The 23617-nt window shown below is 71.8% G+C and carries 20 protein-coding genes and 3 pseudogenes; 16 read left to right on the top strand and 7 right to left on the bottom strand.

What is annotated here, in order from left to right; translation table 11 throughout:
* Positions 1-51: 51 nt before the first annotated feature.
* Positions 52-1032, top strand: coding sequence for an LLM class flavin-dependent oxidoreductase (locus LRS14_RS26095; protein WP_257802229.1), 981 nt, complete (start codon positions 52-54; stop codon positions 1030-1032).
* A 16-nt stretch (positions 1033-1048) separates the two neighbouring features.
* Here the strand turns inward: LRS14_RS26095 and LRS14_RS26090 are convergent, their stop codons facing one another.
* Entirely contained in the window at positions 1049-1981 is a 933-nt protein-coding gene (locus LRS14_RS26090) for a sigma-70 family RNA polymerase sigma factor (RefSeq protein WP_257801676.1), read from the bottom strand.
* Between the two features lie 129 nt (positions 1982-2110).
* Between LRS14_RS26090 and LRS14_RS26085 the strand changes: the two genes are divergently transcribed.
* Positions 2111-2974 carry a hypothetical protein gene (locus LRS14_RS26085; protein ID WP_257801675.1) on the top strand — a complete coding sequence of 288 codons (864 nt, stop codon included), beginning with the start codon at positions 2111-2113 and terminating at the stop codon, positions 2972-2974.
* On the opposite strand, the gene LRS14_RS26080 is transcribed toward LRS14_RS26085, so the two are convergent.
* Both LRS14_RS26080 and LRS14_RS26075 read right to left on the bottom strand, forming a co-directional pair.
* Positions 2971-3540 (bottom strand): NADPH-dependent FMN reductase, encoded by a 570-nt coding sequence (locus LRS14_RS26080; RefSeq protein WP_046113653.1) that lies wholly within the window; start codon positions 3538-3540, stop codon positions 2971-2973. The genes LRS14_RS26085 and LRS14_RS26080 overlap by 4 nt on opposite strands.
* The gene (locus LRS14_RS26075) at positions 3537-4433 is read right to left on the bottom strand and encodes an intradiol ring-cleavage dioxygenase (RefSeq protein ID WP_046113654.1); all 897 of its coding nucleotides are present in this window, start codon (positions 4431-4433) and stop codon (positions 3537-3539) included. The genes LRS14_RS26080 and LRS14_RS26075 overlap by 4 nt, the downstream gene beginning before the upstream one ends.
* A gap of 112 nt (positions 4434-4545) precedes the next feature.
* On the opposite strand from LRS14_RS26075, the gene LRS14_RS26070 reads away from it, so the two are divergent.
* From LRS14_RS26070 to arsH, 10 genes and pseudogenes are all read left to right on the top strand, one after another.
* Positions 4546-5448, top strand: coding sequence for a LysR substrate-binding domain-containing protein (locus LRS14_RS26070; protein ID WP_046113655.1), 903 nt, complete (start codon positions 4546-4548; stop codon positions 5446-5448).
* An 82-nt stretch (positions 5449-5530) separates the two neighbouring features.
* Positions 5531-6319, top strand: a pseudogene (locus tag LRS14_RS26065) (citryl-CoA lyase); the annotation flags it as partial.
* 54 nt (positions 6320-6373) lie between these two features.
* The gene (locus LRS14_RS26060) at positions 6374-7363 is read left to right on the top strand and encodes a tripartite tricarboxylate transporter substrate binding protein (RefSeq protein ID WP_046113657.1); all 990 of its coding nucleotides are present in this window, start codon (positions 6374-6376) and stop codon (positions 7361-7363) included.
* A complete protein-coding gene (locus LRS14_RS26055) occupies positions 7363-8331 on the top strand; it encodes a tripartite tricarboxylate transporter substrate binding protein (RefSeq protein ID WP_257801674.1) in 969 nt (322 codons plus the stop codon). Before LRS14_RS26060 ends, LRS14_RS26055 begins: the two co-directional genes overlap by 1 nt.
* Before the next feature lie 17 nt (positions 8332-8348).
* Entirely contained in the window at positions 8349-9500 is a 1152-nt protein-coding gene (locus LRS14_RS26050) for a CaiB/BaiF CoA-transferase family protein (RefSeq protein ID WP_257801673.1), read from the top strand.
* Positions 9501-9533: 33 nt separating this feature from the next.
* Positions 9534-10619: an ArsO family NAD(P)H-dependent flavin-containing monooxygenase gene (locus LRS14_RS26045; RefSeq protein ID WP_257801672.1), complete on the top strand. Its 1086-nt coding sequence runs from the start codon at positions 9534-9536 to the stop codon at positions 10617-10619.
* A gap of 38 nt (positions 10620-10657) precedes the next feature.
* Positions 10658-11155, top strand: a complete 498-nt coding sequence (locus tag LRS14_RS26040) for an arsenate reductase ArsC (RefSeq protein WP_157039587.1) — start codon at positions 10658-10660, stop codon at positions 11153-11155.
* 23 nt (positions 11156-11178) lie between these two features.
* A complete protein-coding gene (locus LRS14_RS26035; RefSeq protein WP_046113661.1) occupies positions 11179-11667 on the top strand; it encodes an arsenate reductase ArsC in 489 nt (162 codons plus the stop codon).
* A gap of 1 nt (position 11668) precedes the next feature.
* Positions 11669-12748: an ACR3 family arsenite efflux transporter gene (arsB, locus tag LRS14_RS26030; RefSeq protein WP_257801671.1), complete on the top strand. Its 1080-nt coding sequence runs from the start codon at positions 11669-11671 to the stop codon at positions 12746-12748.
* Positions 12745-13461 carry an arsenical resistance protein ArsH gene (gene arsH, locus LRS14_RS26025; RefSeq protein ID WP_257801670.1) on the top strand — a complete coding sequence of 239 codons (717 nt, stop codon included), beginning with the start codon at positions 12745-12747 and terminating at the stop codon, positions 13459-13461. Before arsB ends, arsH begins: the two co-directional genes overlap by 4 nt.
* Positions 13462-13471: 10 nt before the next feature.
* On the opposite strand, the gene LRS14_RS26020 is transcribed toward arsH, so the two are convergent.
* The gene (locus LRS14_RS26020; RefSeq protein WP_257801669.1) at positions 13472-14710 is read right to left on the bottom strand and encodes an FAD-binding oxidoreductase; all 1239 of its coding nucleotides are present in this window, start codon (positions 14708-14710) and stop codon (positions 13472-13474) included.
* Positions 14711-14869: 159 nt separating this feature from the next.
* The gene (locus LRS14_RS26015) at positions 14870-15859 is read right to left on the bottom strand and encodes a LysR family transcriptional regulator (protein WP_083440610.1); all 990 of its coding nucleotides are present in this window, start codon (positions 15857-15859) and stop codon (positions 14870-14872) included.
* Positions 15860-15978: 119 nt separating this feature from the next.
* Here LRS14_RS26015 and LRS14_RS26010 point away from each other — a divergent pair, with 119 nt between their 5' ends.
* Both LRS14_RS26010 and LRS14_RS26005 read left to right on the top strand, forming a co-directional pair.
* A complete protein-coding gene (locus LRS14_RS26010) occupies positions 15979-16995 on the top strand; it encodes a tripartite tricarboxylate transporter substrate binding protein (protein WP_257801668.1) in 1017 nt (338 codons plus the stop codon).
* A gap of 15 nt (positions 16996-17010) precedes the next feature.
* Positions 17011-18567 carry an amidase gene (locus LRS14_RS26005; RefSeq protein ID WP_257802228.1) on the top strand — a complete coding sequence of 519 codons (1557 nt, stop codon included), beginning with the start codon at positions 17011-17013 and terminating at the stop codon, positions 18565-18567.
* A 16-nt stretch (positions 18568-18583) separates the two neighbouring features.
* On the opposite strand, the pseudogene LRS14_RS26000 reads toward LRS14_RS26005, so the two are convergent.
* A pseudogene (locus LRS14_RS26000) lies at positions 18584-20999 on the bottom strand (penicillin acylase family protein); the annotation flags it as partial.
* On the opposite strand from LRS14_RS26000, the pseudogene LRS14_RS25995 reads away from it, so the two are divergent.
* Both LRS14_RS25995 and LRS14_RS25990 read left to right on the top strand, forming a co-directional pair.
* Positions 20951-22096 (top strand): annotated as a pseudogene (locus tag LRS14_RS25995) (PAS domain-containing protein); the annotation flags it as partial. The pseudogenes LRS14_RS26000 and LRS14_RS25995 overlap by 49 nt on opposite strands.
* Positions 21982-23265: an ATP-binding protein gene (locus LRS14_RS25990; protein ID WP_257802227.1), complete on the top strand. Its 1284-nt coding sequence runs from the start codon at positions 21982-21984 to the stop codon at positions 23263-23265. The pseudogene LRS14_RS25995 and the gene LRS14_RS25990, both read left to right, overlap by 115 nt.
* On the opposite strand, the gene LRS14_RS25985 is transcribed toward LRS14_RS25990, so the two are convergent.
* Positions 23262-23480: a hypothetical protein gene (locus LRS14_RS25985; protein ID WP_046113667.1), complete on the bottom strand. Its 219-nt coding sequence runs from the start codon at positions 23478-23480 to the stop codon at positions 23262-23264. The genes LRS14_RS25990 and LRS14_RS25985 overlap by 4 nt on opposite strands.
* Positions 23481-23617 lie beyond the last annotated feature (137 nt).

The raw sequence follows: 23617 nt of genomic DNA, 5'->3' as shown, positions 1-23617 counted from the left end.
CCCAAGTGCACCAGATGTCTACCGTCCTGTCCGTTCTCGACCTCGCCCCCCATCACCGAAGGCAGCGACGCCGCTGCCTCCTTCCGCCACTCGCTCGCGCTGGCCCAGCATGCCGAAGGGCTGGGCTATCGGCGCTACTGGCTGGCCGAGCACCACGGCATGCCCGGCATCGCCAGCGCGGCCACGGCCGTGCTCATCGGGCACATCGCCGGGGGCACCCAGCGCATCCGGGTGGGGGCGGGCGGCATCATGTTGCCCAACCATTCGCCGCTGGTCATCGCCGAACAGTTCGGCACGCTGGAGGCGCTGTATCCGGGCCGCATCGACCTGGGCCTGGGCCGCGCGCCGGGATCGGACCAGGCCACCTCGCGGGCGCTGCGCCGCGACCTGGCGACCGATCCCGATGCGTTCCCGCAGGATGTGCTGGAACTGATCGACCTGATGTCCGACGAGCCGCAGCAGACCGTGCGCGCCGTGCCCGGGCGGGGCAGCAAGGTGCCGGTGTGGATCCTCGGTTCCAGCCTGTTCGGCGCGCGGCTGGCCGCGATGCTGGGGCTGCCGTATGCGTTCGCCTCGCACTTCGCGCCGGCGCAGATGATGCAGGCCATCGAGGTGTACCGCAGCGGCTTCCGGCCGTCGGAGCACCTGGACAAGCCGCACGTGATGCTCGGCTTCAATGTGTTCGCCGCCGACACCGACGAGCAGGCCCAGCTGCTGGCCACCTCCATGCAGCAGGCCTTCGTCAACCTGCGCACCGGCCGTGCGGGCCGGCTGCAGCCGCCGGTGCCGGGCTACCTGGAATCGCTGCCGCCGCCGCTGCGCGCCATGCTGGACGACGTGCTGTCGTGCAGCGCCATCGGCTCGCCGCAGACGGTGCAGCGCCAGCTGCAGGCCTTCATCCAGCGCACCCAGGCCGACGAGCTGATGGTCACCTGCCAGATGTTCGACCCGGCCGCGCGCCTGCATTCGTACACGCTGGCCATGCAGGCCATGCAGGCCATGCAGCCGATGCAGCCGATGCAGGCCGCCTGAGCCGGCGGCGGGCCGGCTACCAGCGCGTGCCCGGTCCCACCACGATGCGGCCGGGGTCGTCGCTGCGGCTGCTGGACACCGCCTCGCCGCCCAGCGCGTTCTGCAGCAGCGCGCCCCAGTTGCCATGGGCCTGCTGACGCTCCAGCGCGGCTTCGCGGGCCTGCACCAGCTGCTGGAACCCGCGCGAATCGTCGCCGCCCACGCGGTCGGTGGCACGGGCCGGCGCGGTGCCCATGTGCACCGCGATGCGCCGGCAGATGGCGCCGTACATCTGGGCGATGCGTGACGGCGTGAGCTGCCGCGAGGCGGCCAGCTGGCCTGGCGTCATGCCCACGCCCAGGTAGGCGTCGATCACCTGGCGGTCGGCCTCCGGCAGCGCCGCGAAGATCGCCTCCAGCCGCTGCATCAGCAGCCCGGTGTCCACCCGCGCCTCCACTTCCTCCTGGGGCGTGGCCGGTTCGCGGTGGGTGCGCATGGGGGCGTCGTCGCCGGGGTCGGTGGGCGTCAGGCTCTCGGTGCGGGCCATGGCGGCCGACTGGTCGAGCTGCGCCACCTCTTCCACCGTCAGCCCGCAGGTCTCGCCCACCTCGGCCATCGTGGCCGGGCGGCCATGCAGCGCCAGCCAGCGTTCACGCGCGATGTCCACCGCCTTGATCTTGCGCCGCTCGGCCCGCGGCAGCACGTCCATCGCACGCAGCTCGTCGATCATCGCGCCGCGCACGCGGGAGCGGGCATAGCGCACGAAGGCCTCCCGCGCTTCCTCCGTCTCGTGGCTGCCGCCGAACTCGAAGGACAGTGCGGCCTGCGCCACCGCAATCAAGCCGGCCTGGATCAGGTCGGCCCGTTCCACGTTCGAGGGCAGCTTGCGCGCCAGCGTGGCCGCTTCCTGGCGCACCCACGAGGTGTTGCGGGCGATCAGGGAGGACGGCACGCCGTGCATCGAGATCATGGTGGTCCTTGCGACATGCCTTCTGTTGGCAATCGCCGTTCCGGCATGTGGCGGCATGCAGGACGCTGCCGACAGCCCACCACGGCCGCCGCCGATGGCCCGCGCCCACCGCCTGGGCAGACTGGCGTCATGAGAACGAGCAGTCTTGCAGCCGCCGCCCTGCTGGCCCTGGCGGCCGCGGCCGGCGCGGCCACGCCAGCGCCGCTGGCACAGCGCCACGAGGCGCTGCGCGCCGAGCTGGAACGCAGCCCCTTCGGCCGGCCGCTGCTGCTGCAGGCCAGCGCCCGCGATGACGCACCCAGCGGCGAGGTGCTGGCGGTGCTGCAGCAGCCCTTCGCGCGCGTGGCGCGCACGCTGGGCCAGCCCGAAGGCTGGTGCGCCCTCATGCTGCTGCAGACCAACGTGAAGGCCTGCAGCGTGCAGGGCGAGGCGCCGCGCCGGCAGCTGGTGGTGGCGGTGGCGCGCCGCCATACCGACAGCGTGGACCAGGCCGAGCGCATCACCTTCGAGCACCGCACCGAGGCCGCCGACGGCCAGCGCCTGGCCATGGCGCTGGTGGCCGACCAGGGGCCGGTGGGCACCACCGACTATGCGCTGCGCTTCGAGGCCGTGCCGCTGCCCGACGACCGCACCGTGGTGCAGCTCACCTATGCCTACCGCCCGGGCCTGATGGCCCGCATGGCCACCTCCGCCTACCTGTCGACCGCCGGTCGCAACAAGGTGGGCTTCACCGTCACCGGCCAGGACGAGCAGGGCCGGCCGCAGCGGGTGGGCGGCATCCAGGGCATCGCCGAGCGCAACACCATGCGCTACTTCCTGGCGATGGAAGCCGTGCTGCGCACCGCCGACCTGCCGGCCGACCAGCGGCTGGAACGCCGGCTGCAGGGCTTCCATGCGGCGCTGGAACGCCATCCGCAGCAGTTGCATGAGCTGACGCTGCAGGAGTACCTGGCGCTCAAGCGCCGGGAGCTGGGTGAAGGCGCAGCCTCCTAGGCAGCCAGCCTGAGCTCCGGCAGCACCCGCGCCCAGCGCTCCAGCTCGGCCAGCATGCCGTGGCATGCGGTGGCCGCATCGGCACTGGCGGCCAGCTCGCCGTCCTTCAGCTGCTGCGCGATGCCGGGAAAGGCGACCGCCTCCAGCATCGGCACCATCTTGAAGGTGGTGAGCACCTGCCGCGCCAGCTGCACCGCGCGCACGCCGCCACCGGCGCCGCCGTAGCTGACGAAGCCGGCCGGCTTGTACTGCCACTCGTTGACCAGGAAGGTCATCGCATTCAGCCAGGCCGAGGGCGGCGCGTAGTTGTACTCGGGCATCACGAACACGAAGGCATCGGCCGCGGCCACGCTGCGGCTCCAGCGCCGGGTGTGCTCATGCTGGTAGCGGCCGGTGCGCGGATGCTCCGGCTCGTCGAACACCGGCAGGCCGAAGTCGGCCAGCTCCAGCAGCTGCGCATCGAAGCCGCCGTGCGCCTGGGCCACGCCGTGCGCCCAGCGGCCCACCGCGCTGCCCACGCGGCCCGGCCGGGTGCTGCACACGATGGTCTGCAGCACCGGCTTCATGCGGACGGCCCCGGTGCCAGCCGGAAGTCGTAGTGCGCCGACCAGTACGGTTTGCGCATCGGCCGGCCGTCCACCGCGGTGCCGGGCTCATGCTGCTCGAAGGGCACGATCAGGCTGTCGCGCACGCCAAACACCACGTCGGTGTCGATGTAGGGGCTGTCGGCCACGAAGAGGTGGGTGGTCACCGGCACATGGCCTTCGGCCGACACCATCATGTGGATGTGGCCCGGCCGGTTGGGGTCGCGGCCCATGCGCTCGATCATGCGGCCCACCGGGCCGTCCATCGGGATCGGGTAGTAGCTCGGCCGGATCGACCAGAACCAGAAGCGGCCCTGGTCGTCGGTGCGGAAGCGGCCGCGTGCGCGCATCTCGGTGTTGTCGGCCATCTGCATGTCGTAGTTGCCTTCGCCGTCGCCGGACCATACGTCCAGCAGCGCGCCGGCCAGCGGCCGGCCGTCGGTGTCGGTCACGCGGCCGGTGTACAGCGCGGGCTCGCCGGGCACGCCTTCGCCGATGTCGAAGCCCAGCGGCCGGTCGGGCGCACCCTCCCAGTAGTAGGGGCCCTGCACCGTGGCCTCCGTGGCCGGCGTGGCGCCCTGGGCGCCGCCGCTGGCGCGGGCCTGCGCCAGCGCCACCACCAGCATCGACAGGCCCAGCGTGTCCGACAGCAGGATGAATTCCTGCCGCTTGTCGGTGCACTGCTGGCCGGCGGCGGTGAGGAACTGGATGGCCTGCATCCATTCCTCGCCCGTCAGGTCCACCTCGCGCGCGAAGTCGTGCAGATGGGTCACCAGTGCGGTCATCAACTGCTTGAAGCGGGCATCGGTGCAGCCGGCCAGGCGGCCCAGCACCTCGTCGGTCAGGCTGTGGACGGCATCGGATGCGTCGGCCATGGCATGTCTCCTGGAGTTGTGGGACGCACCATATCCATTGACCTCCCCGCGCAGAAGTGAAGTTTTTCGATAAATTGCATTCACCGCATCGATTGCCTGACGGGCGCCACCCATGGAACTGCGACACCTGCGCTACTTCACCGCGCTGGCAGAGTGCCTGAACTTCACCCGTGCCGCCGAGCGGGTGCACGTCACCCAGTCCACGCTGTCGCACCAGATCAAGCAGCTGGAGGACGAGCTGGGCCACGAGCTGTTCGACCGCATCGGACGCCGCGTGCTGCTGACCGAGGCGGGCGAGACCTTCCTCGGCTATGCCTCCAAGGCGCTGCGCGAGGTGGACCAGGGCCTGGGCGAGCTCAAGCGCTCGGCCGGCGCGCTGTCGGGCGAGGTGCGCATCGGCGCCACGCACACCTTCAACCTGGGCTTCGTGCCGGAATGCCTGGCCGCCTTCCTGGCCCGCCATCCCACGGTGAAGATCAGCGTGGACGAGCTGTCGGCCGATGCCATCGCGCAGCGGCTGCTGGAAGGCACGCTGGACGTCGGCATCGCCTACCAGCCCACCGACGCCGGCCTGCTGTGGTTCGAGCCGCTCTACAACGAGGAGATGGTGCTGGTGGTGGGCGCCGCCCATGCGCTGGCCGGCCGCCGCCGCGTGCGCATGGTGGAGCTGCACAAGCAGCCGCTGGTGATGCTACCGCGGGTGTTCACCACCCGCGTGATGCTGGATGCCTGCCTGGCCAGCTGCGGCGCCGAGCCGCTGGTGGCCGCCGAGATGAACACCATCGCGCCGATGATCGACCTGGTGGCACGCACCGGGCTGGCGGCCATCGTCTCGCGCCACGCCGTGCCGGCGCGGGCCGACATCCGCACCGTGCCGCTGGAAAGCCCCACGCCGATGCGCACGCCCGGCCTGCTGTGGAAGCGGGAGGTGCGCCAGAGCGCGGCGGTGAAGAGCTTCGCGCGCGAGATCCGCAAGGCGGCCTTGGGCCGCAGCCTGCAGCCATCGATGCCGTAGATCAACCGCATCGAAATTCTTCACTTCCTGCCTGCGCAGTCAATCCTTAACGTCCGCCTCCAAACGACGTGAAAGGAACGACATGAAGATCGGCAAGGAGACACTGCCGCGCACCGCCATCTGCACCTCCGACGAACACAGCATCACCGTGCGCGGCATGGACCTGTGCAGCGAGCTGATCGGCAAGGTGGGCTTCACCGACTACTTCCACCTGCTGGTCACCGGCCGGCGCCCCACGCCGGCCGCCACCGCGGTGCTGGACGCCACGCTGGTGGCCATTGCCGAGCATGGCCTGGTGCCCAGCGTGCAGGCCAGCCGCATGACGCTGGCGGCCGCGCCCGATGCGCTGCAGGGCGCGGTGGCCGCGGGCATCCTGGGCTGCGGCTCGGTGATCCTGGGCGCATCGGAAACCGCCGGCCGGCTGTTCCACGAGATCGACCAGCGCGCCGCGGGTGCGGAGGATGCGGCGCTGGACGAAGTGGCGCTGGCGGTGGTGACGGAGTACCGCCAGGCCGGCAGGCAGATTCCCGGCTATGGCCATCCGCTGCACAAGGCGCGTGACCCGCGGGTGGATGCGCTGTTCCGCGTGGCGAAGGAGGCCGGCGCCGGCCTGCGCTTCGTGCACATCGCCGAGAGCGTGGAACGGGTGCTGCCGCAGGCGGTGGGCAAGGCGCTCAAGCTCAACGTGTCGGCGGCCATCCCGGCGGTGCTGCTGGGCATCGGCTTCCCGCTGCCGGCGCTCAAGGGCGTGCCCATCCTGGCGCGCACCGCGGGCCTGATCGCCCACCTGAACGAGGAGCTGGAGCGCTCCATCGGGTTCGCCCTCTCGTACCAGGCCACGCGCGAGCTGCAGTACGACGGCCCGCCGCCCCCGCGCGCGCCGCGGCATAGATCGACCACACCCATAACGACCGGAGACAACACCATGAGCAGTACCCGCCGGCGCGTCATCGCGTCCGCCCTCGGCCTGGCCGCCTCGGGCCTGGCCGGCCTGGCCCCGCAGGCCGTTGCGCAGACAGGCGCCGACTTTCCCAACCGCCCGCTGAAGATCGTGGTCGGCTTTGCCGCCGGCACGCCGCCCGACGTGTTCGCCCGCATCTACGGCGAATACGCCTCGCGCAAGCTGGGCGTGCCGGTGATCGTGGACAACAAGCCCGGCTCGGCCGGCAACCTCGCCACCGATGCGGTGGCCAAGTCGCCGGCCGATGGCTACACGGTGCTCTACAACGTCTCCACCGCCTTCACCATCAACCCGTTCATCTACGGCAAGCTGCCCTTCGATGCCGAGAAGGACCTGGTGCCGGTGGCGCCCACCATGCGCCAGGGCCTGGTGCTGATCGCCAGCCCCAAGATGGAGGCCGGCACGCTGAAGGAGGTGCTGGCCCAGGCCAAGGCCAGGCCCGACCAGCTCTCGCACGCTTCCTACGGCGCGGGCAGCCCGTCGCACCTGATCATGGAGTGGTTGAAGGACGAGACCAAGGTGCAGATGCTGCACGTGCCCTACCGCGCCACGCCGATCAACGAGCTGATCGGCGGCCAGATCGACATGGTGCTGGAGCCGATGGCCACGGCCTATCCGCTCATCAGCAGCGGCAAGGTGAAGGCGCTGGCGTACTCCGACACGCAGCGCCATCCGGCCATGCCGCAGGTGCCCACCTTCGCCGAGACGGCGCCGGGCCTGTCGATGATGTCGTGGCACGGCATCTGGGCGCCCGCGGCCACGCCGGCGCCGGTGATGGACAAACTCTACGGCGTGCTGCATGCCGCCAGCCTGGATGCCGACGTGCAGCGCCGCATCAAGGAGCTGAACTGCGAGCCGTTGTCGCTGGACCGGGCCGAGATGGCGCAGTGGGTCAAGCGCGATGCGGGCATCTACAGCCGCATCGTCAAGGCCAAGAACATCCGGGTGGATTGATGGACCGCCGCAACCTCCTGCTGCAGGCGGCGGTGCTGGCCGCCACGCTGGGCGCCGGCCTGCCGGCCGCCGCCCAGGACGGCGCCGCGCCCGTCAAGCTGGTGGTGCCGTTCGCCGCCGGCACCAGCACCGACATCGTGGCCCGCGTGTTCGGCAACGCACTGGCCGGCACGCTGCGCCAGCAGGTGCTGGTCGACAACCGGCCCGGCGCCGGCGGCACCACCGCCACCGAGCAGGTGGCCCGCGCCCAGCCCGATGGCAGCACGCTGGTGATGGGCACGGTGGGCACCCATGCCATCAACGCGACGCTGTTCCGCAACCTGCGCTACGACCCGCGCCAGCAGTTCGTGCCGGTGGCCTTTGCCGGCTACACGCCGCTGATGCTGGTGGTGCCGGCCGCCTCGCCGGCCAAGGTGCCGCGCGACCTGGCCGCGCTGTCGCGCCGGGCCGAGGGCGCCACCTTCGCCTCGGCCGGCAACGGCACCTCCGGCCACCTGGCCGGCGAGCTGATGAACGAGCTGGGCGGCCGCATGATCCACGTGCCCTACAAGGACGGCTCGCAGGCGCTCACCGACCTGATGGCCGGCAACGTGGACTTCATGTTCTACCACCCCACCGCGGTGATGCAGCATGTGCGCAGCGGCAAGCTGCGGGTGCTGGGTCTGACCAGCGCGGCCCGCAGCGCCCAGGCGCCCGACGTGCCCACGCTGGCCGAGCAGGGCCTGCCGGGCGTGGACCTGGTCGCCTGGTTCATGGTGTATGCACCCGCCGGCCTGCCGCCGGCCACGTTGGAGCGGCTGCGCACCGCGGCGGATGCGGCGCTGGCCCAGCCCGAGGTGCGCACCAAGCTGGCCGCGCAGGGCGTGGAACTGAAGCCGATGCAAGGCGAGGCGCTGGCGCGCTTCACCGGCAGCGAGATCACGAAATGGGCCGAGCTGGTCAAGCGCTCCGGCGCGCAGGTGGACTGAAGGAAGGGCGACAAGCAATGTTCAAGGTTCTCGAAGGCATCACCGTGCTGGAGCAAGGCACCTTCATCACCGGCCCGGCCGCCGGCATGCTGCTGGCCGACCTGGGCGCGCGGGTGATCAAGATCGAGCAGCCCGGCAGCGGCGACCCGTTCCGGGCCTTCCGCGGCGGCCTGTACAGCCCGCACTTCCAGACCTACAACCGCAACAAGCAGAGCATCACGCTCAACACCAAGCTGCCGGAGGACGCCGCCGCCTTCGACGAGCTGGTGCGCGAGGCCGACGTCTACATCCAGAACTTCCGCCCCGGTGCGGCCGAGCGCCTGGGCGCGGGCTGGCAGCGGCTGCACCAGCTCAATCCACGGCTGGTTTACTGCGCCATCAGCGGCTTCGGGCAGGACGGCCCGGCCGCCGGCCGCCCGGCCTATGACACCGTGGCCCAGGCCGCCAGCGGCTACCTCAACCTGCTGATCAACCCGGCCAATCCGCGGGTGGTGGGTCCGGCATTGGCCGACGCGATGACCGGCTTCTACGCCGCCTATGGCGTGATGGGCGCGCTGATCGAACGCGGCCGCACCGGCGTCGGCCGGCGGGTGGAGGTGTCGATGCTGGAGGCGATGTGCCACTTCAACCTCGATGCCTTCACCCACTACTTCGCCGAGGGCGAGGTGATGGGCCCCTTCAGCCGGCCCAGCGTGTCGCAGTCCTACGTGCTGGCCTGTGCCGACGGCAAGTGGCTGGCGCTGCACATGTCGTCGCCCGAGAAGTTCTGGCAGGGCCTGGCCGATGCCATCGAGCGGCCGGACATCTTCAAGGACGAGCGCTTTGCCACGCGTGAAGGCCGCATCGCCCACCAGGAGCAGCTGATCGAGCTGCTGGGCGAACGCTTCAAGACGCGCACCCGCGCCGACTGGTGCGACCGGCTGCAGGCGCGCGACGTGCCGCATGCGCCGATGTACGACACCAGCGAGGCGCTGGAAGACCCGCAGGCGCGCCACCTGCAGCTGGCCATCGACACGCCGCACCCGGTCACCGGCACCTGGCGCACCGTGCGCTCGCCGGTCAGCTTCGACGGCCAGCGGTCGCTGGAGGTCACCGCGCCGCCGCTGCTGGGCCAGCACGACGAGGAGGTGCTGGGCCCCATCCGCGAACGGCTGCGCCAGCGCGGCTGACTACCATCGGCCTCCTCGCGAAGGAGGTGGCCGGTGGACAGCACAGCAGCATCGACGGAGGTGGACGTCGCCTTGATCGGCGGCGGACAGGCCGGCCTGTCGGTGGGTTACTTCCTGCGGCGCACCCGGCGTTCCTTCTGCATCCTGGATGCGGAGCCCGCTCCCGGCGGCGCCTGGCGGCATGCCTGGCCTTCGCTGCGGCTGTTCTCGCCGGCCTCGTCCAGCTCGCTGGCCGGCTGGATGATGCCGGCCACTGCACAGGCCGAGCCGCAGCGCGACGAGGTGATCGACTACCTGGCCCGCTACGAGGCACGTTACGCCCTGCCGGTGCGGCGGCCCTGGCAGGTGCGGGCCGTGACCGACGAGGGTAGCCACCTGCAGCTGCAGGCCGAGGCTGCCGACGGCAGCCGGCACGGCTGGCGCGCCCGCGCGGTGGTGAGCGCCACCGGCACCTGGCGCGAGCCATACCGGCCGCAGTACCCGGGCCAGGCGCTGTACCGGGGGCGGCAGCTGCATTCGGCCGACTATGCCGGCCCCGACGGCCTGGCCGGCCAGCGGGTGCTGGTGGTGGGCGGCGGCAACTCCGGCGCGCAGATCCTGGCCGAGCTGTCGCAGGCCGCGCAGGCCGTGTGGTGCACCGCGGCGCCGCCGCGCTTCCTGCCCGACGAGGTGGACGGCCGGGTGCTGTTCGAGCGGGCCACGCAACGCTGGCGCGCGCTGCAGCAGGGGCTGGTGCCGGACGACCCGCCCGGCGGGCTGGGCGACATCGTGATGGTGGCCTCGGTGCGGGAAGCGCGCGCACGCGGCGTGCTGGTGGCGCGGCCGATGTTCGAGCGCTTCACCGCCACCGGCGTGCGCTGGCTGGATGGCGTGCAGCAGGACTTCGACGCGGTGGTCTGGTGCACCGGCTTCCGGCCGGCGCTGCGCCACCTGCAGCCGCTGGGCGTGGTGGATGCACAGGGCCGCGTGGCGGTGCAGGGCACCCGCAGCAGCCTGCAGCCGCGGCTGTGGCTGGTGGGCTATGGCGAATGGACCGGCATGGCCTCGGCCACGCTGATCGGCGTGATGCGCACCGCCCGCAGCACCGCGCAGGAAGTGGACGGCTTCCTTGCGCTATGATCCGTCCACATTTCGAGAAAACTGGAAGTGTGGAGATCATCATGAATCCCAAGACCTGGCAGGTGCTGTTCGTGTGCACCGGCAATTCCGCCCGCTCCATCCTGGCCGAAGGCCTGATGAACCACCTGGGCGGCGGCCGCTTCGTGGCGCATTCGGCGGGCAGCAGCCCGCGCGGCACGGTGCATCCGCAGGCGCTGGCCACGCTGCGCGCACTGGGCATTGCCGACACCGGCTACCGCAGCAAGAGCTGGGGCGAGTTCGCGTCGGCCGATGCGCCGCGGCTGGACTTCGTGTTCACCGTGTGCGACAGCGCGGCCGGCGAAGCCTGCCCGGTGTGGCCCGGCCAGCCGATGACGGCGCACTGGGGCATGCCCGATCCGGCGCAGTTCCAGGGCAGCGAGGAGGAGACGGCCCGGGTGTTCATGGACGCCGCCGTCACCCTGAAGCGCCGCATCGAGCTGATGATGGCCCTGCCGCTGGAAAGCCTGCAGCGGCTGGCCATCCAGCAGGACATCGACGCCATCGGCAAGGCCTGAATCTCCGCGCGGCGCCCCACCCCATGACCACCAACGTCCTCATCCTCTGCACCCACAACTCCGCACGCAGCGTGCTGAGCGAAGGCATGCTCAACCACTGGGCACAACGTCTGGGCCGCGACGTGCGGGCCTACAGCGCCGGCAGCGCCCCCAGCGGCCGCATCAACCCGCATGCCACGCAGGCCCTGGCCGCCGCGGGCGTGGACACCCGCGGCCACCGCTCCAAGAGCTGGGACGAGTTCACCGGGCCCGAGGCGCCGAACATGCGCATCGTCATCACCGTGTGCGACAGCGCCGCCGCCGAGACCTGCCCCTGGTGGCCGGGCAGCCCGGTGAAGGCGCACTGGGGCTACCCCGATCCGTCCAACGCGCCCGAGGCCGACAGGCCGCAGGCCTTCGAGCTGACGCGCCAGGCCATCGGCTACCGCATGCTGCAGCTGCTGGCGCTGCCGCTGGAGACGATGGGCGACGCCGAGCTGCAGCAGGCGCTGGACCGCATCGCGGTGGCCTGACATGAGCACTTCCCCGCTCCAACGCACGCTGGGCACGCCAGCCACGCAGCCGGCCATCGGCTTCTTCGAGCGCTACCTCACGGTGTGGGTGGCCCTGTGCATCGTGGCCGGCATCGCGCTGGGCCAGTGGCTGCCCGGCTTCTTCCGCGCCGTGGCCGCGATGGAGGTGTCGCAGGTCAACCTGCCGGTGGGCGTGCTCATCTGGGTGATGATCATCCCGATGCTGCTGAAGATCGACTTCGGCGCATTGGGCCAGGTGAAGTCGCATGTGCGCGGCATCGGCGTCACGCTGTTCATCAACTGGGCGGTCAAGCCGTTCTCGATGGCGCTGCTGGGCTGGATCTTCATCCGCCAGGTGTTCGCGCCCTGGCTGCCGGCCGACCAGCTGGACAGCTACGTGGCCGGCCTCATCCTGCTGGCGGCCGCGCCGTGCACGGCGATGGTGTTCGTGTGGAGCCAGCTGTGCAAGGGCGATCCGTACTTCACCTTGTCGCAGGTGGCGCTCAACGACGCCATCATGGTGGTGGCCTTCGCGCCCATCGTGGCGCTGCTGCTGGGGCTGTCGTCCATCACCGTGCCGTGGGACACGCTGCTCACCTCCGTGGGCCTGTACATCGTGGTGCCGGTGGTCATCGCGCAGGTGTGGCGGCGTGCGCTGCTGCGCCGGGGCACGGCGCACTTCTCGGCGGTGGCCTCGCGGCTGGGGCCGTGGTCCATCGCGGCGCTGCTGCTCACGCTGGTGCTGCTGTTCGCCTTCCAGGGCGAGGCCATCCTGCGGCAGCCGCTGGTCATCGCGCTGCTGGCGGTGCCCATCCTGATCCAGGTGGTGCTCAATTCCGGCCTGGCCTACTGGCTGAACCGCCGGCTGGGCGTGGCGCATTGCGTGGCCGGACCTTCGGCCCTCATCGGCGCCAGCAATTTCTTCGAGCTGGCGGTGGCCACGGCGATCAGCCTGTTCGGCTTCCAGTCCGGGGCCGCGCTGGCCACCGTGGTCGGCGTGCTGATCGAGGTGCCGGTGATGCTGGCGGTGGTGGCGGTGGTCAACCGCAGCCAGGGCTGGTACGAGAATCGGGCCGCATGAACCTCAGCACCGACCTGCCCGCGCTGGACGCCACGCTCTTCCACCCGCCCAGCGCCGAGGCGCTGCGGCCCGCACCTTCCACCCATGCGCCGCGCATCCTGATGCTGTACGGCTCGCTGCGCGAGCGCTCCTACAGCCGGCTGCTCACCTTCGAGGCGGCGCGGCTGCTGCAGGCCCTGGGGGCGGAGGTGCGCATCTTCGACCCGGCCGGCCTGCCGCTGCCCGACGGCGCGCCCGACAGCCATCCCAAGGTGGTGGAGCTGCGCACGCTGGCCGCGTGGAGCGAAGGCATGGTGTGGACCTCGCCCGAACGCCATGGCGCGATGACCGGCATCATGAAGTCGCAGATCGACTGGATCCCGCTGGCCGTGGGCGCGGTGCGGCCCACCCAGGGCAAGACGCTGGCGGTGATGGAGGTGTCGGGCGGCTCGCAGTCCTTCAATGCGGTGAACCAGATGCGGGTGCTGGGCCGCTGGATGCGCATGATCACCATCCCCAACCAGTCGTCGGTGGCCAAGGCCTTCAACGAGTTCACCGAAGAAGGCCGCATGAAGCCTTCGGCCTACTACGACCGCGTGGTCGACGTGATCGAAGAACTGGTGAAGTTCACGCTGCTCACACGCGACGTGGCGCCTTACCTGGTGGACCGCTACAGCGAGCGAAAAGAGTCGGCCGAGCAGCTGTCGCGCCGGGTGAACCAGCCGTCCATCTGAAGCCGCGCTGTCAGCCGAAGCGCGTGGGCGCGTAGGGCGCGGGATCGACCACCGGCGTGCGGCCGTCCACCAGCTCGGCCAGCAGCCGGCCGCTCACCGGCCCGAGCGTGAAGCCCTGGTGTGCATGGCCCAGGTTGAGCCACAGGCCGCGGTGGCGCGGCGCCGCGCCGATCAGCGGCAGCATGTCAGCGGTGCAGGGGCGGGCACCCATCCAGGGCTCGGGTTCGGCCGGCGGGCCCAGGTCCACCAGCTCTCGCGCCAGCGCTTCGGCGCGCTGCATCTGCACCGGCGTGGGCGCGGCTTCCAGGGCCGCGAACTCGGCGCCGGTGGTCACCCGCACGCCCTGGCGCATCGGCCCCATCACCAGGCCGGCCTCCAGGTCGTACAGCGACACCTGCGGCGGCGTGGCGCTGCGGTAGTGCCGGTGGTAGCCGCGCTTGACGAACAGCGGGTAGCGGTAGCCCAGCCGCTGCAGCAACGCATCCGACCAGGGGCCCAGGGCGATGACGGCCTGCCCGGCCTGCACCTCGCCTTCGTCGGTGCGCACCTTCCAGCCGCTGCCGGCGGCAGCCAGGCTGGTGGCATCGCCGCGCAGCAACCGGCCGCCGTGCTGCACCAGCGCCTGCGCATAGCGCGCCACCAGCTCGCCGGGATCGGCCACGGTCCATGGGTCGAGCCAGTGCACGCCGCCAGCCACCGGCCGGCGCAGCGCCGGCTCGGCGCGGGCCATGCCGGCGGCATCCAGCAGCTCGATGCGCAGGCCATGCGCCTCGGCCAGCCGGCGGGCCTGTGCGCTGGCCGCGTCCAGCGCCGCCGGGCTGCGGAACACCCAGCGGTAGCCCTGCCGGCGCACCAGCGCCCCGGCATCCGCCAGCGTGATGAGCTGCTGGTGCTCGGTGGTGGCGTGGGCGATGAGCGCCGCATGGTCGCGCGCGATGCGGGCATGCCGCTGCGGCTGCGAGGCCGCCCAGTAGCGCGTCAGCGGCGCGGCCAGGCGGGGCAGGGCGGCCAGGTGGTAGTTCACGTCGGCGCCCTGCTTCAGCGCCACGCGCAGCAGCTTGCCAACCTGCCGCGGGAAGGCATAGGGCTCCACCGCTTCGCGCTGGATGATGCCGGCATTTCCGTAGGACGTTTCGCGGCCGGGCTCGCGGCGGTCCACCAGCGTGACCGCATGGCCGCGCAGCGCCAGGTGCAGCGCGGTGCAGCTGCCCACCATGCCGGCGCCCAGCACCAGGATGTGGCTTGTCATGGCTGCGGCATGGCGTGCGGCGCCAGGGGAGGGCGGCGCAGGCGCGCCGGCATGCGGTACGTCGGGCAGGTCATGCGGCGGATTATTCCGCGCAGCGGCACCGGTTCGCGCCCCGCCGGGCTTGAAAGCTGCGTTGCGCTGGCCGCAAGGCTGGTGGCTTCAGCCGCGGGCCTGCTCCAGCTGCTGGCGCAGGTGGTCGATGAAGGCGCGTGCACTGTCGGGCAGGTGGCGGCCGGCCAGCGTCTGCACCTCGAAGTGGCGCTCGGTCATCTCGCGGTCGCGCAATGGCACCGCCACCACCGAGCCGTGCCGCAGGTGCTGGCGCAATGCCAGCTCGCCGCAGAAGGTGACGGCCTGCGTCTCGGCCACGTAGGCCACCAGCGGAAACAGGTGGTCGCTGCTGAAACGGGTGTCGTAGGCCAGGCCCTGGCGGCTGAAGCCCACGTCCAGCAGCCGCCGCAGCGTGGAGGAGGCCGAGGGCATGGCCAGCGGATAGGCCACCACCTGCGCCAGCGACACCTGCCGCCGCCCCGCCAGCGGATGGCCCGCGGCCACCACCGCCAGCACCGGCGAGGGATGCCGCAGCTCCACGTTCAGGTCGCGCTCCGACGTGAGGTTGACGGTGACGCCGATGTCCGCCTCGCCCTCGCGCACGCGGCGCACCACCTCGGCCTGCACGCACATCTGCAGCAGGAAGCTCACATGCGGATTGCGCGACTGGTACTGCGCCACCAGGCTGGGCAGGAACTCGTAGGCGAAGCCCTCGGTGGCGGCCACGCGCACCTGGTCCTTGCGCAGGCCGCGCAGGGCCAGGATGTCCTCGGCCACGCGCTCGATGTCCAGCCAGGCGCGGCGGGCATGCGCGGCGAGCATCTCGCCGGCCGAATTGAGCACCACGCCGCGGGCGCGGCGCTCGAACAGCAGCGTGTCCAGCTCCCGCTCCAGCCGCGCCACCTGGCGGCTGACGGCCGAAGGCGCCACGCCCAGCCGCGCCGCGGCCTGCGTGATGGAGCCGGCGTGCGCCACCTCGAGGAAGTGCTGCAGCGCCACTTCCTGCAGCACCCGCGGATTGAGCGACCGCTGCCGTGCCGCGGCGCGCCGGGGGCGCGGCGGCGTGGCAGCGGCAGGCGGCGGCGGGATGCGGGGCATGGCGGAGAGCCTAGCCCAGCGTTGCGTTTGCGGCAACGCTCGATTCGCACCATCGCGATTGCTGCAGCCCCCTTCGCTTCCTACGATGGACCCACACACCCCACTGCCGGAGCCACCCCATGACCCACCCCTCCCTTGCCGCCGGCCCGCGCCGCCTCATCGCGCGGGTGATGTGCGGCGCGCTGGCCGGCCTGCTGGCCCTGGCCGTGCTGCCGGCGCGGGCCCAGGCCGCCGGCGCCTGGCCGCAGCGGCCCATCACGCTGGTGGTGCCGTTTCCGCCGGGCGGCAGTGCCGACGTGGTGGGCCGGCTGATCGGCAAGCACCTGGGCGAGCGGCTGGGCCAGCCGGTGGTGATCGACAACCGCGCCGGAGCCGGCACCATCCTGGGCGCGAGCCTGGTGGCCAAGGCACCGGCCGATGGCTACACCCTGCTCATCAGCTCCGGCTCCACCTTCACCGTGAACCCGGCGCTGCGGCCCAACCTGCCGTACGACCCGGTCAAGAGCTTCGACCCGCTGGGCATCGTGGCGCGCATCCCGCTCATCCTGCTGGCCAACAAGTCGGTGCCGGTGAACGACGTGAAGGGCTTCGTGCAGGCCATCAAGGCGCGGCCCGAGCAGTACGCCTATGCCTCCTTCGGCAGCGGCACCACCTCCCAGTTCACCGCGGAGATCGTGCTGCATGCGGTGGGCGCCAAGCTGCTGCATGTGCCCTACAAGGGCAGTGCACCGGCCATGACCGACCTGATCGGCGGCCAGGTGCCGTTCTCGGTGGACACGGTGACCGCGGCGTTGCCGCAGCTCAAGGCGGGCAAGGTGAAGGCGATCGCGGTGACCACCGCCCGCCGCGCCTCGCAGCTGCCGGACGTGCCCACCTTCGCCGAGGCCGGCTACCCCGAGGTGGACGCCGACACCTGGATCATGCTGGTGGCGCCCAAGGGCACGCCGGCACCGGTGCGGGCCACGCTGGAACGCACGCTGGCCGAGATCCTGGCCACGCCGCAGGCCCGCGAGGCGCTGCTGGCCCAGGGCGCGGAGCCGCGCTTTGCCGGTGCAGCCGAATCGGTGGCGCAGATCGACAAGGAACTGCCGCTGATGCGCGCCGTGGCCCGCCGCGCCAACATCCAGCCCGACTGAGCCCGGCCCGTGAGCATGAACCCGTCTCCTTCCACCCCGCGCGATGCCGATGCGCTGGTCGCCCTGTCCGCGGTGGAACTGCGGCGCCTGATCGGCAGCCGCGCGTTGTCGCCGGTGGAGCTGCTGGAAGCCTGCATCCAGCGCATCGAGCGGCTGAATCCCTTCGTCAATGCCATCACCGCCACCTGCTTCGAGCGCGCGCGGCGCGAGGCCCGCGAGGCCGAGCAGGCGGTGATGCGCGGCCAGGCGCTGGGCCTGCTGCACGGCCTGCCGCTGGGGGTGAAGGACCTGGAGGCCACCGAAGGCCTGCTCACCACGCAAGGCACGCCCAGCCTGCGCAACCACGTGCCCACCGCCGACGTGGAGCTGGTGGCCCGGCTGCGCCGCGCCGGGGCGCTGGTGGCGGGCAAGACCAACGTGCCGGAGCTGGGCGCCGGTGCCAACTCGCGCAACCCGGTGTGGGGCGCCACCGGCAATCCGTTCGATCCGCGGCTGAACGCGGGCGGCTCCTCCGGTGGCTCGGCCGCGGCGCTGGCGCTGGACCTGCTGCCGCTGTGCACCGGCTCCGACACCGGCGGTTCTTTGCGCATCCCGGCGGCCAAGTGCGGCGTGGTGGGCCTGCGGCCTTCCCCCGGCGTGGTGCCCAGCGTGCGCAAGAGCCTGGGCTGGTCGCCCATCTCGGTGGTGGGCCCCATGGGCCGCACCGTGGCCGATGCCTGCCTGCAACTGGCCGCCAGCGCCGGCCCGCATGCCGGCGACCCGCTGAGCCATCCGCTGCAGCCGATGGACTTCCTGCAGCCGCCGATGCCCGACCTCTCGCGCCTGCGCGTGGCCTGGACGGAGGACTTCGGCACTTGCGACGTCGATCCGCTGGTGCGCCGCGCGATGCGCGCCAAGGTGGACGCCATGCGCCACCACTTCGCGGCCTGCAACGAGGTGGGCTTCGAGCTGGGCGAGGTGCACCGCTGCTTCGACGTGCTGCGCGCCGAGGCCTTCGTGGCCGGCATGCATGCGCTGTACGAGCGCGACCCCGACAGCCTGGGCCCCGCGCCGCGCGCCAACTACGAGATGGGCGCGCGCATGAGCCTGCTGGACGCGGCCTGGGCGCAGGCCGAGCACACCCGCATCATCCAGCGCTTCCAGCAGGTGTTCGAGGACCACGACCTGCTGCTGGCGCCCACCACGCCGGTGTCGCCCTTCCCCTGGACGCAGCCGCATGCGGCCGAGATCGACGGCCGACCGCAGGACACCTACTACCGCTGGCTGGCACTGACCTATGTGGTCACGCTGGCCACCCACCCCGCGCTGAGCCTGCCCTGTGGCGTGGACGAGCGTGGCATGCCCTTCGGCCTGCAGGTGGTGGGCCGCTTCCGCGGCGACCGCGCGCTGCTGGGCGCTGCGCTGGCCATGGAGCAGGCCTTCGCCGGCAGCCCCGTGCTGCGCCGCCCGCGCCCGGATGCCGGCCGGCTTGGCCCGGTGTCGCCCAGCCTCACGTCCATCGTCACCGCGCCGCCCGACGCACCCGGCAGCCGTCCCGCCGCCCCGCCGGACGGCGGGCTGTCGGTGGTGTGAGCGCAGCCCTGGCGGCTCAGCGCGCCGGCCGCAGCGTCAGGCTGTCGGCCCGCAGGCTGTCCACCTTGGCGCGGCTGAAGGCCATCGGGAAGTACTCGCCCTTGGCCCACGCCTCGATCAGGTTCTTGTAGTACGGGCTGGCAGGGTCGGCCGACTGCCCTGGCACGTTGATGGCGAGCGAGTTGTCCCAGTCGGCCAGGTCGATCACCTGCCGGTACGACGCGCCGCTGGTCACGCGGAAATCCGACGTGCGGTAGGAGGCGCGGTGCAGCGTGTCGTTGTCGCCGCCCACCGGGAAGCGCGGCGTCTGCAGCGGAGCGGCCTGCGCCTCGGTGAGGAAGGGCGTCAGCTCATGCTCGAACTGGATGTGGTGCAGCTGGCCCCACTGCCAGGCGGACTTGTCCCAGCCGCGCAGCGTCTTCAGCTCTTCCAGCGTGGCCTTCAGCGTGTCCAGCAGCAGGGCATCACGGCCGGCCACCGGATCGGCACCGAACACCGCATCGGGCGCCGCCAGCTGGCCAGCACCACCGGGCGCGACAGGCTGCCGAAGAGCGCGCGCCCGGCCGCCGGCACCATGCGCTGCGACACCTGCGCCACCAGCCGCGGCATCCACAGCTCATGGATGGTGGCGGCCACCGAATCGGTGCTGACCACATGGTTCCAGCCGCGCAGCAGCAGCAGCGCCTCGTTCAGCTCCGGGTCGGTGGTACCCAGGCCGGTGAGCAGCGGCCCCAGCGTGCGCGCGGGGATGGACAGCTCGTCGATCTGCAGCCGCGCCGAGTCGGCCACCGTGTGACCGCTGCTGGCGGCCAGCACCTCGCTGGCGCGCTGGAAGCGGTAGGGCTCGGCCCAGGCGGTGGCCGACATGCTGCGGTAGGCATAGTCGGCCGGCACGTTGAACTCGTTGGCGGTGGCATAGAAGCCCTGCGGCGGATTCAGCACCCGGGGCAGCAAGGAGCCGGGCAGGTAGCCCGCCCATTCATAGCGGCCGTCGCCGGGCACCGGCAGCATGCCGGACCAGTCCTGCCGCGGGCGTATCGGCGCCAGCGCACCGCCGAACCAGCCGATGTTGCCGTCCACGTCGGCGTACACCATGTTCTCGCCCGGCGTGAAGTGGCGGGCCATGCCTTCGGTGAACTCGGTCCAGTTGGTGGCCTGGTTCAGCCGCAGGCTGGCCAGGTAGGCGGCGGTGCCGGGAAATTCCAGGTAGGCCGCGCGCACCGCATAGGCCTTGCCGCGGGCGGTGTCCTCATGCACCACCGGGCCGTGGCGGGTGAAGCGCAACTCGGTCTCGGTGGTGCCGGGCTGGCCGCGCACCGTCACCGGCTCCTTCACCACCCGCATGGTTTCCCAGGCGCCGTTGTAGCGGTACTGCAGCGGGTTGGCGGGGTTGATGTCGTAGACGTACAGGTCTTCCTCGTCGCCGAAGGCGAAGATGGTCAGGCCGAAGGCGATGCGTTCGTTGTGGCCCATCGACACGCCCGGCAGCGCCGGCTCGCCGGCACCGATCACGTTCCAGCCCGGCGCATGCAGGTGCACCATGTAGCGCAGCGAGGGCATCTCGATCGCCCGGTGCGGATCGCCCGCGAGGATGGGCTTGCCGCTGGCGGTGCGCGACCCGTGCACCGTCCAGTTGTTGCTCTCGGTGCGCAGCACGGCCAGCTGTTCCTCCGTGGGTGCCGCGGCGCCCGCCCGCGCGCCGGACAGCGCCTTGGCCAGGGCCTCGCGCTGGCTCAGCGCCAGCGGGCTCTTGGGAAAGTCGCCGGCCTCGAAGGCCAGGCCGTTGCGGGCCAGGCTGTAGGGCGCCAGCATGCTGTTGTTGAAGCTGGCCACATCGATGTCTTCCGGCACCTGGATGGCGGTGGGCGGCTCGGTCACCGTCAGCGCCTGGGTGGTGGCCAGGCCCACGGCCGAGATGCGCCGGGCCAGCGAGATCTCGCTGCCCACGTTGCGGGTGATGCCGTAGATGCGGATCAGCGACGAGGTGGGCGACCAGTAGCCCGGCTCGGTGCCCGTCAGCCGGAACTCGATGGGCAGCTTGTCGGCGCTGGCCTTGGCCTCGTCGATGTAGGCATTGATGCCTTCGGAGAAGGCGGTGAGGATCTGCCGCGCCCGCGGGTGGTAACTGGCGAATTCCTCGTCCAGGTTGCCGCGGAACAGGAACAGCCGCGCCGCGCGGTCATGCTCCAGGAAGCGGGGGCCGAACTGCTCGGCCATCTTGCCTTCGCCGCGGCGGCGCCACTGGTCCAGCTGCCACAGCCGGTCGCGCGCGGCGTTGTAGCCCTGGGCGAAGAACAGGTCGCGCTCGTTGGCGGCATAGATGTGGGAAACGCCGTTCCTGTCGCGCACGATCTCCACCGGCTGCTGCACGCCGGGCACCTCGATGCCAGGGCCGCCGTCATCGTCGTCGTCGTCGCTACCGCCGCAGGCGCCCAGCCACAGGGCCGCGGCCAGCGGCCAGATGCCCCACCTCAGGTTCGTCCGTGCCGCCATAGCGCCTCCTGTTGGTGCCCTGAGCTTAGGAGCGGGTCACCGCCAGGGCCTGCTAGTAATCCCTGAAATGGTGCGTAACCAGGCTTGTCAGCAGGCCAGGCCGCAGCGGCTGCGCGGCCTGCAAGGGCCGCGGCGCTGGACCACAATGCCCCGCGGCCAGGGCCGCGTCTCCCTTCGCAGGGTTCCGTTCATGACCGCAATTCCAATTCCTCCGCCGGTGACACTGGCGGACAGCTTCATCGTCTGGAAGACCTCGGCGCAAGGCCTGCTGGAGGGTGACAACCCGGGCTGGGCCCGCTTCACCGGCCAGACCCGCGAGCAGTACGCCGGCGACGGCTGGCTGCAGGCGTTGCACCCCGACGACCGTGCCGAGGCCGCGGAGCGCTGGCGCGCGGCGGTCCAGGCCGGCGCGCCGTACGAGGGCCGTTACCGCCTGCGCCGCCATGACGGCAGCTACCGCCATGTGGCCTGCCTGGCCGGTCCGCTGTTCGAGGGCGGCCGCATCACCGCCTGGGCCGGCGTGTGCAACGACATCACCCACAGCCTGCAGGCCGACGCCAAGCGCCATGCCATCGAGGAGCGGTTGTCCTTCCTGGACGAGCTGGGCGAGGCCACCCGCCACCTCAGCGACCCCGAGACCGTGATGTCCACCGTGGCCCGGCTGCTGGGCGAGCACCTGCGCGCCACCCGCTGCGCCTATGCCGACGTGGAACCCGACGGCAACCGCTTCACCATCCGCAACGACTGGTCGGCCGCCGGCGTGGACAGCAGCGCCGGCGTGTACGAGCTGGAGCGCTTCGGCCCGCAGGCCACCTTCAACCTCCGCCGCGGCCAGCACCTGGTGGTGCACGACGTGGATGCGGAGCTGGGCGACGAGGCCGGCGGCCGCATGTTCAATGCCATCGGCATCCAGGCCATCATCTGCGCCGGCCTGGTCAAGGGCCAGCGGCTGGTGGCGATGATGGCGGTGCACCAGTCCACGCCGCGCCACTGGACGGACGACGACATCGCGCTGGTGGCCGAGGTGGTGGAGCGCTGCTGGACCCACATCGAGCGGGTGCGCGACAGCGCAAGCTGCGCGAGCAGGACCGCCGCAAGGACGAGTTCCTGGCCGCGCTGGCCCATGAGCTGCGCAATCCGCTGGCGCCCATCCGCTATGCGCTGGCGCTGCTGCGCCGCGGCGGCGATGCCCTGCGCCAGCAACAGGCGCTGGACGTGGTGGACCGGCAGTCGGCCCATCTCACGCGGCTGGTGGACGACCTGCTGGAGGTCTCGCGCATCAACCGCGGCCTGATCCATCTGCAGCGCACCCGCATCGCGCTGGCCGCGGTGCTGGAGCAGGCCGCCGAGACCGTGGCGCCGCAGCTGCAGGCCGCCGGCCACCGGCTGACGGTGTCACTGCCCGCGCCGGACGTGCTGGTGGAGGCCGATGCCACGCGCATGGTGCAGGTGGTGGCCAACCTGCTGCACAACGCCATCAAGTACACGCCCGACGCCGGCCAGATCCAGCTCGCCGGCGCGGTTTCGCAGGACCAGGCCGTCATCGAGGTGGCCGACAGCGGCGTGGGCATTCCGCCGGAAGACCAGGAACGCCTGTTCGACCTCTTCACCCAGCTGCCGCACACCGCCGGCCGGGCACAGGGCGGGCTGGGCATCGGGCTGTCGCTGGTCAAGAGCCTGGTGGACCTGCATGGCGGCCAGGTGCGGGTGCACAGCAAGGGCCTGGGCCATGGCAGCCGCTTCATCGTGCACCTGCCGCTGGCGCCGGGTGTGCAGAGGGCGTCGCCTGGCCCCGAGGCCGGTGCCGCCGCCACGCAGGCCGGCGATGCCGGCCACATCCTGGTGGTGGAGGACAACGAGGACGGCCGCGAGCTGCTGGTGGCGCTGCTGGAGGAGTTCGGCCATGCGGTGCGTGCGGCCGCCGACGGGCCGCAGGCCCTGGCCCTGGCGCGCCAGGCCGCCCCCTGGCTGGTGCTGCTGGACATCGGGCTGCCCGGCATGGACGGCTACGAGGTGGCGCGCCGCCTGCGCCAGGAGGCGGGCCTGGCGCACACCACCATCGTGGCGGTGACCGGCTGGGGCGCGCCGCAGGACCGCGAACGCACCGCGGCGGCGGGCTTCGATGCGCACTTCACCAAGCCCTTCGACCCGGACGCGCTGGAGCACTTCGTGCAGCAGGTCGCGCGCCAGCGCCCGGCCGCCTAGCGCCCGCGCGCCTTGTCGATGGCGGCCGCGGTGACGGCGGCCACCTGCTGGCGCAGCGCTGGCTGGCTTTCGTGCGCCAGCTCGTCCAGCGCCATGGCCAGCAGCTCGAGCTGGGAGCTCATCTGCAGCAGCGCCTCCGACGTGGCCAGTGCCGCCCGCAGTGCGGCGGGGCTGGGCGAGGGCGGGGCGGGCAGGGCGGGTTCGGGGTGTTGCATGGCGGCCTTTCCGGGAGCCCGGGCGAGCATCCGGGCAATGCATCGATGCTAGGAAGGATTCACGCCGCCGGGCCCCCGCCAACTTGTTCACGGGGGCCACCAATCCGGGGGCTGGCGGGGCCGCGCAAAAGCGCTCT

Origin of the sequence: Aquincola sp. J276, assembly GCF_024700035.1 — a bacterium.
Lineage (GTDB): Bacteria > Pseudomonadota > Gammaproteobacteria > Burkholderiales > Burkholderiaceae_C > Aquincola > Aquincola tertiaricarbonis.
This window is presented reverse-complemented; position numbering and strand designations above follow the sequence as displayed.

Excerpts from the sequence above, each read along its gene's own strand:
- LRS14_RS26090 (WP_257801676.1), bottom strand. The coding sequence starts at position 1,981 with ATGATCTCGATGCACGGCGTGCCGTCCTCCCTGATCGCCCGCAACACC.
- LRS14_RS26055 (WP_257801674.1), top strand. The coding sequence starts at position 7,363 with ATGGACCGCCGCAACCTCCTGCTGCAGGCGGCGGTGCTGGCCGCCACG.
- LRS14_RS26060 (WP_046113657.1), top strand. The coding sequence starts at position 6,374 with ATGAGCAGTACCCGCCGGCGCGTCATCGCGTCCGCCCTCGGCCTGGCC.
- LRS14_RS26035 (WP_046113661.1), top strand. The coding sequence starts at position 11,179 with ATGACCACCAACGTCCTCATCCTCTGCACCCACAACTCCGCACGCAGC.
- LRS14_RS26010 (WP_257801668.1), top strand. The coding sequence starts at position 15,979 with ATGACCCACCCCTCCCTTGCCGCCGGCCCGCGCCGCCTCATCGCGCGG.
- LRS14_RS26005 (WP_257802228.1), top strand. The coding sequence starts at position 17,011 with ATGAACCCGTCTCCTTCCACCCCGCGCGATGCCGATGCGCTGGTCGCC.
- LRS14_RS26020 (WP_257801669.1), bottom strand. The coding sequence starts at position 14,710 with ATGACAAGCCACATCCTGGTGCTGGGCGCCGGCATGGTGGGCAGCTGC.
- LRS14_RS25985 (WP_046113667.1), bottom strand. The coding sequence starts at position 23,480 with ATGCAACACCCCGAACCCGCCCTGCCCGCCCCGCCCTCGCCCAGCCCC.
- arsH (WP_257801670.1), top strand. The coding sequence starts at position 12,745 with ATGAACCTCAGCACCGACCTGCCCGCGCTGGACGCCACGCTCTTCCAC.
- LRS14_RS26075 (WP_046113654.1), bottom strand. The coding sequence starts at position 4,433 with ATGGCCGACGCATCCGATGCCGTCCACAGCCTGACCGACGAGGTGCTG.
- LRS14_RS26080 (WP_046113653.1), bottom strand. The coding sequence starts at position 3,540 with ATGAAGCCGGTGCTGCAGACCATCGTGTGCAGCACCCGGCCGGGCCGC.
- LRS14_RS26050 (WP_257801673.1), top strand. The coding sequence starts at position 8,349 with ATGTTCAAGGTTCTCGAAGGCATCACCGTGCTGGAGCAAGGCACCTTC.
- LRS14_RS26085 (WP_257801675.1), top strand. The coding sequence starts at position 2,111 with ATGAGAACGAGCAGTCTTGCAGCCGCCGCCCTGCTGGCCCTGGCGGCC.
- LRS14_RS26015 (WP_083440610.1), bottom strand. The coding sequence starts at position 15,859 with ATGCCCCGCATCCCGCCGCCGCCTGCCGCTGCCACGCCGCCGCGCCCC.
- LRS14_RS26070 (WP_046113655.1), top strand. The coding sequence starts at position 4,546 with ATGGAACTGCGACACCTGCGCTACTTCACCGCGCTGGCAGAGTGCCTG.
- arsB (WP_257801671.1), top strand. The coding sequence starts at position 11,669 with ATGAGCACTTCCCCGCTCCAACGCACGCTGGGCACGCCAGCCACGCAG.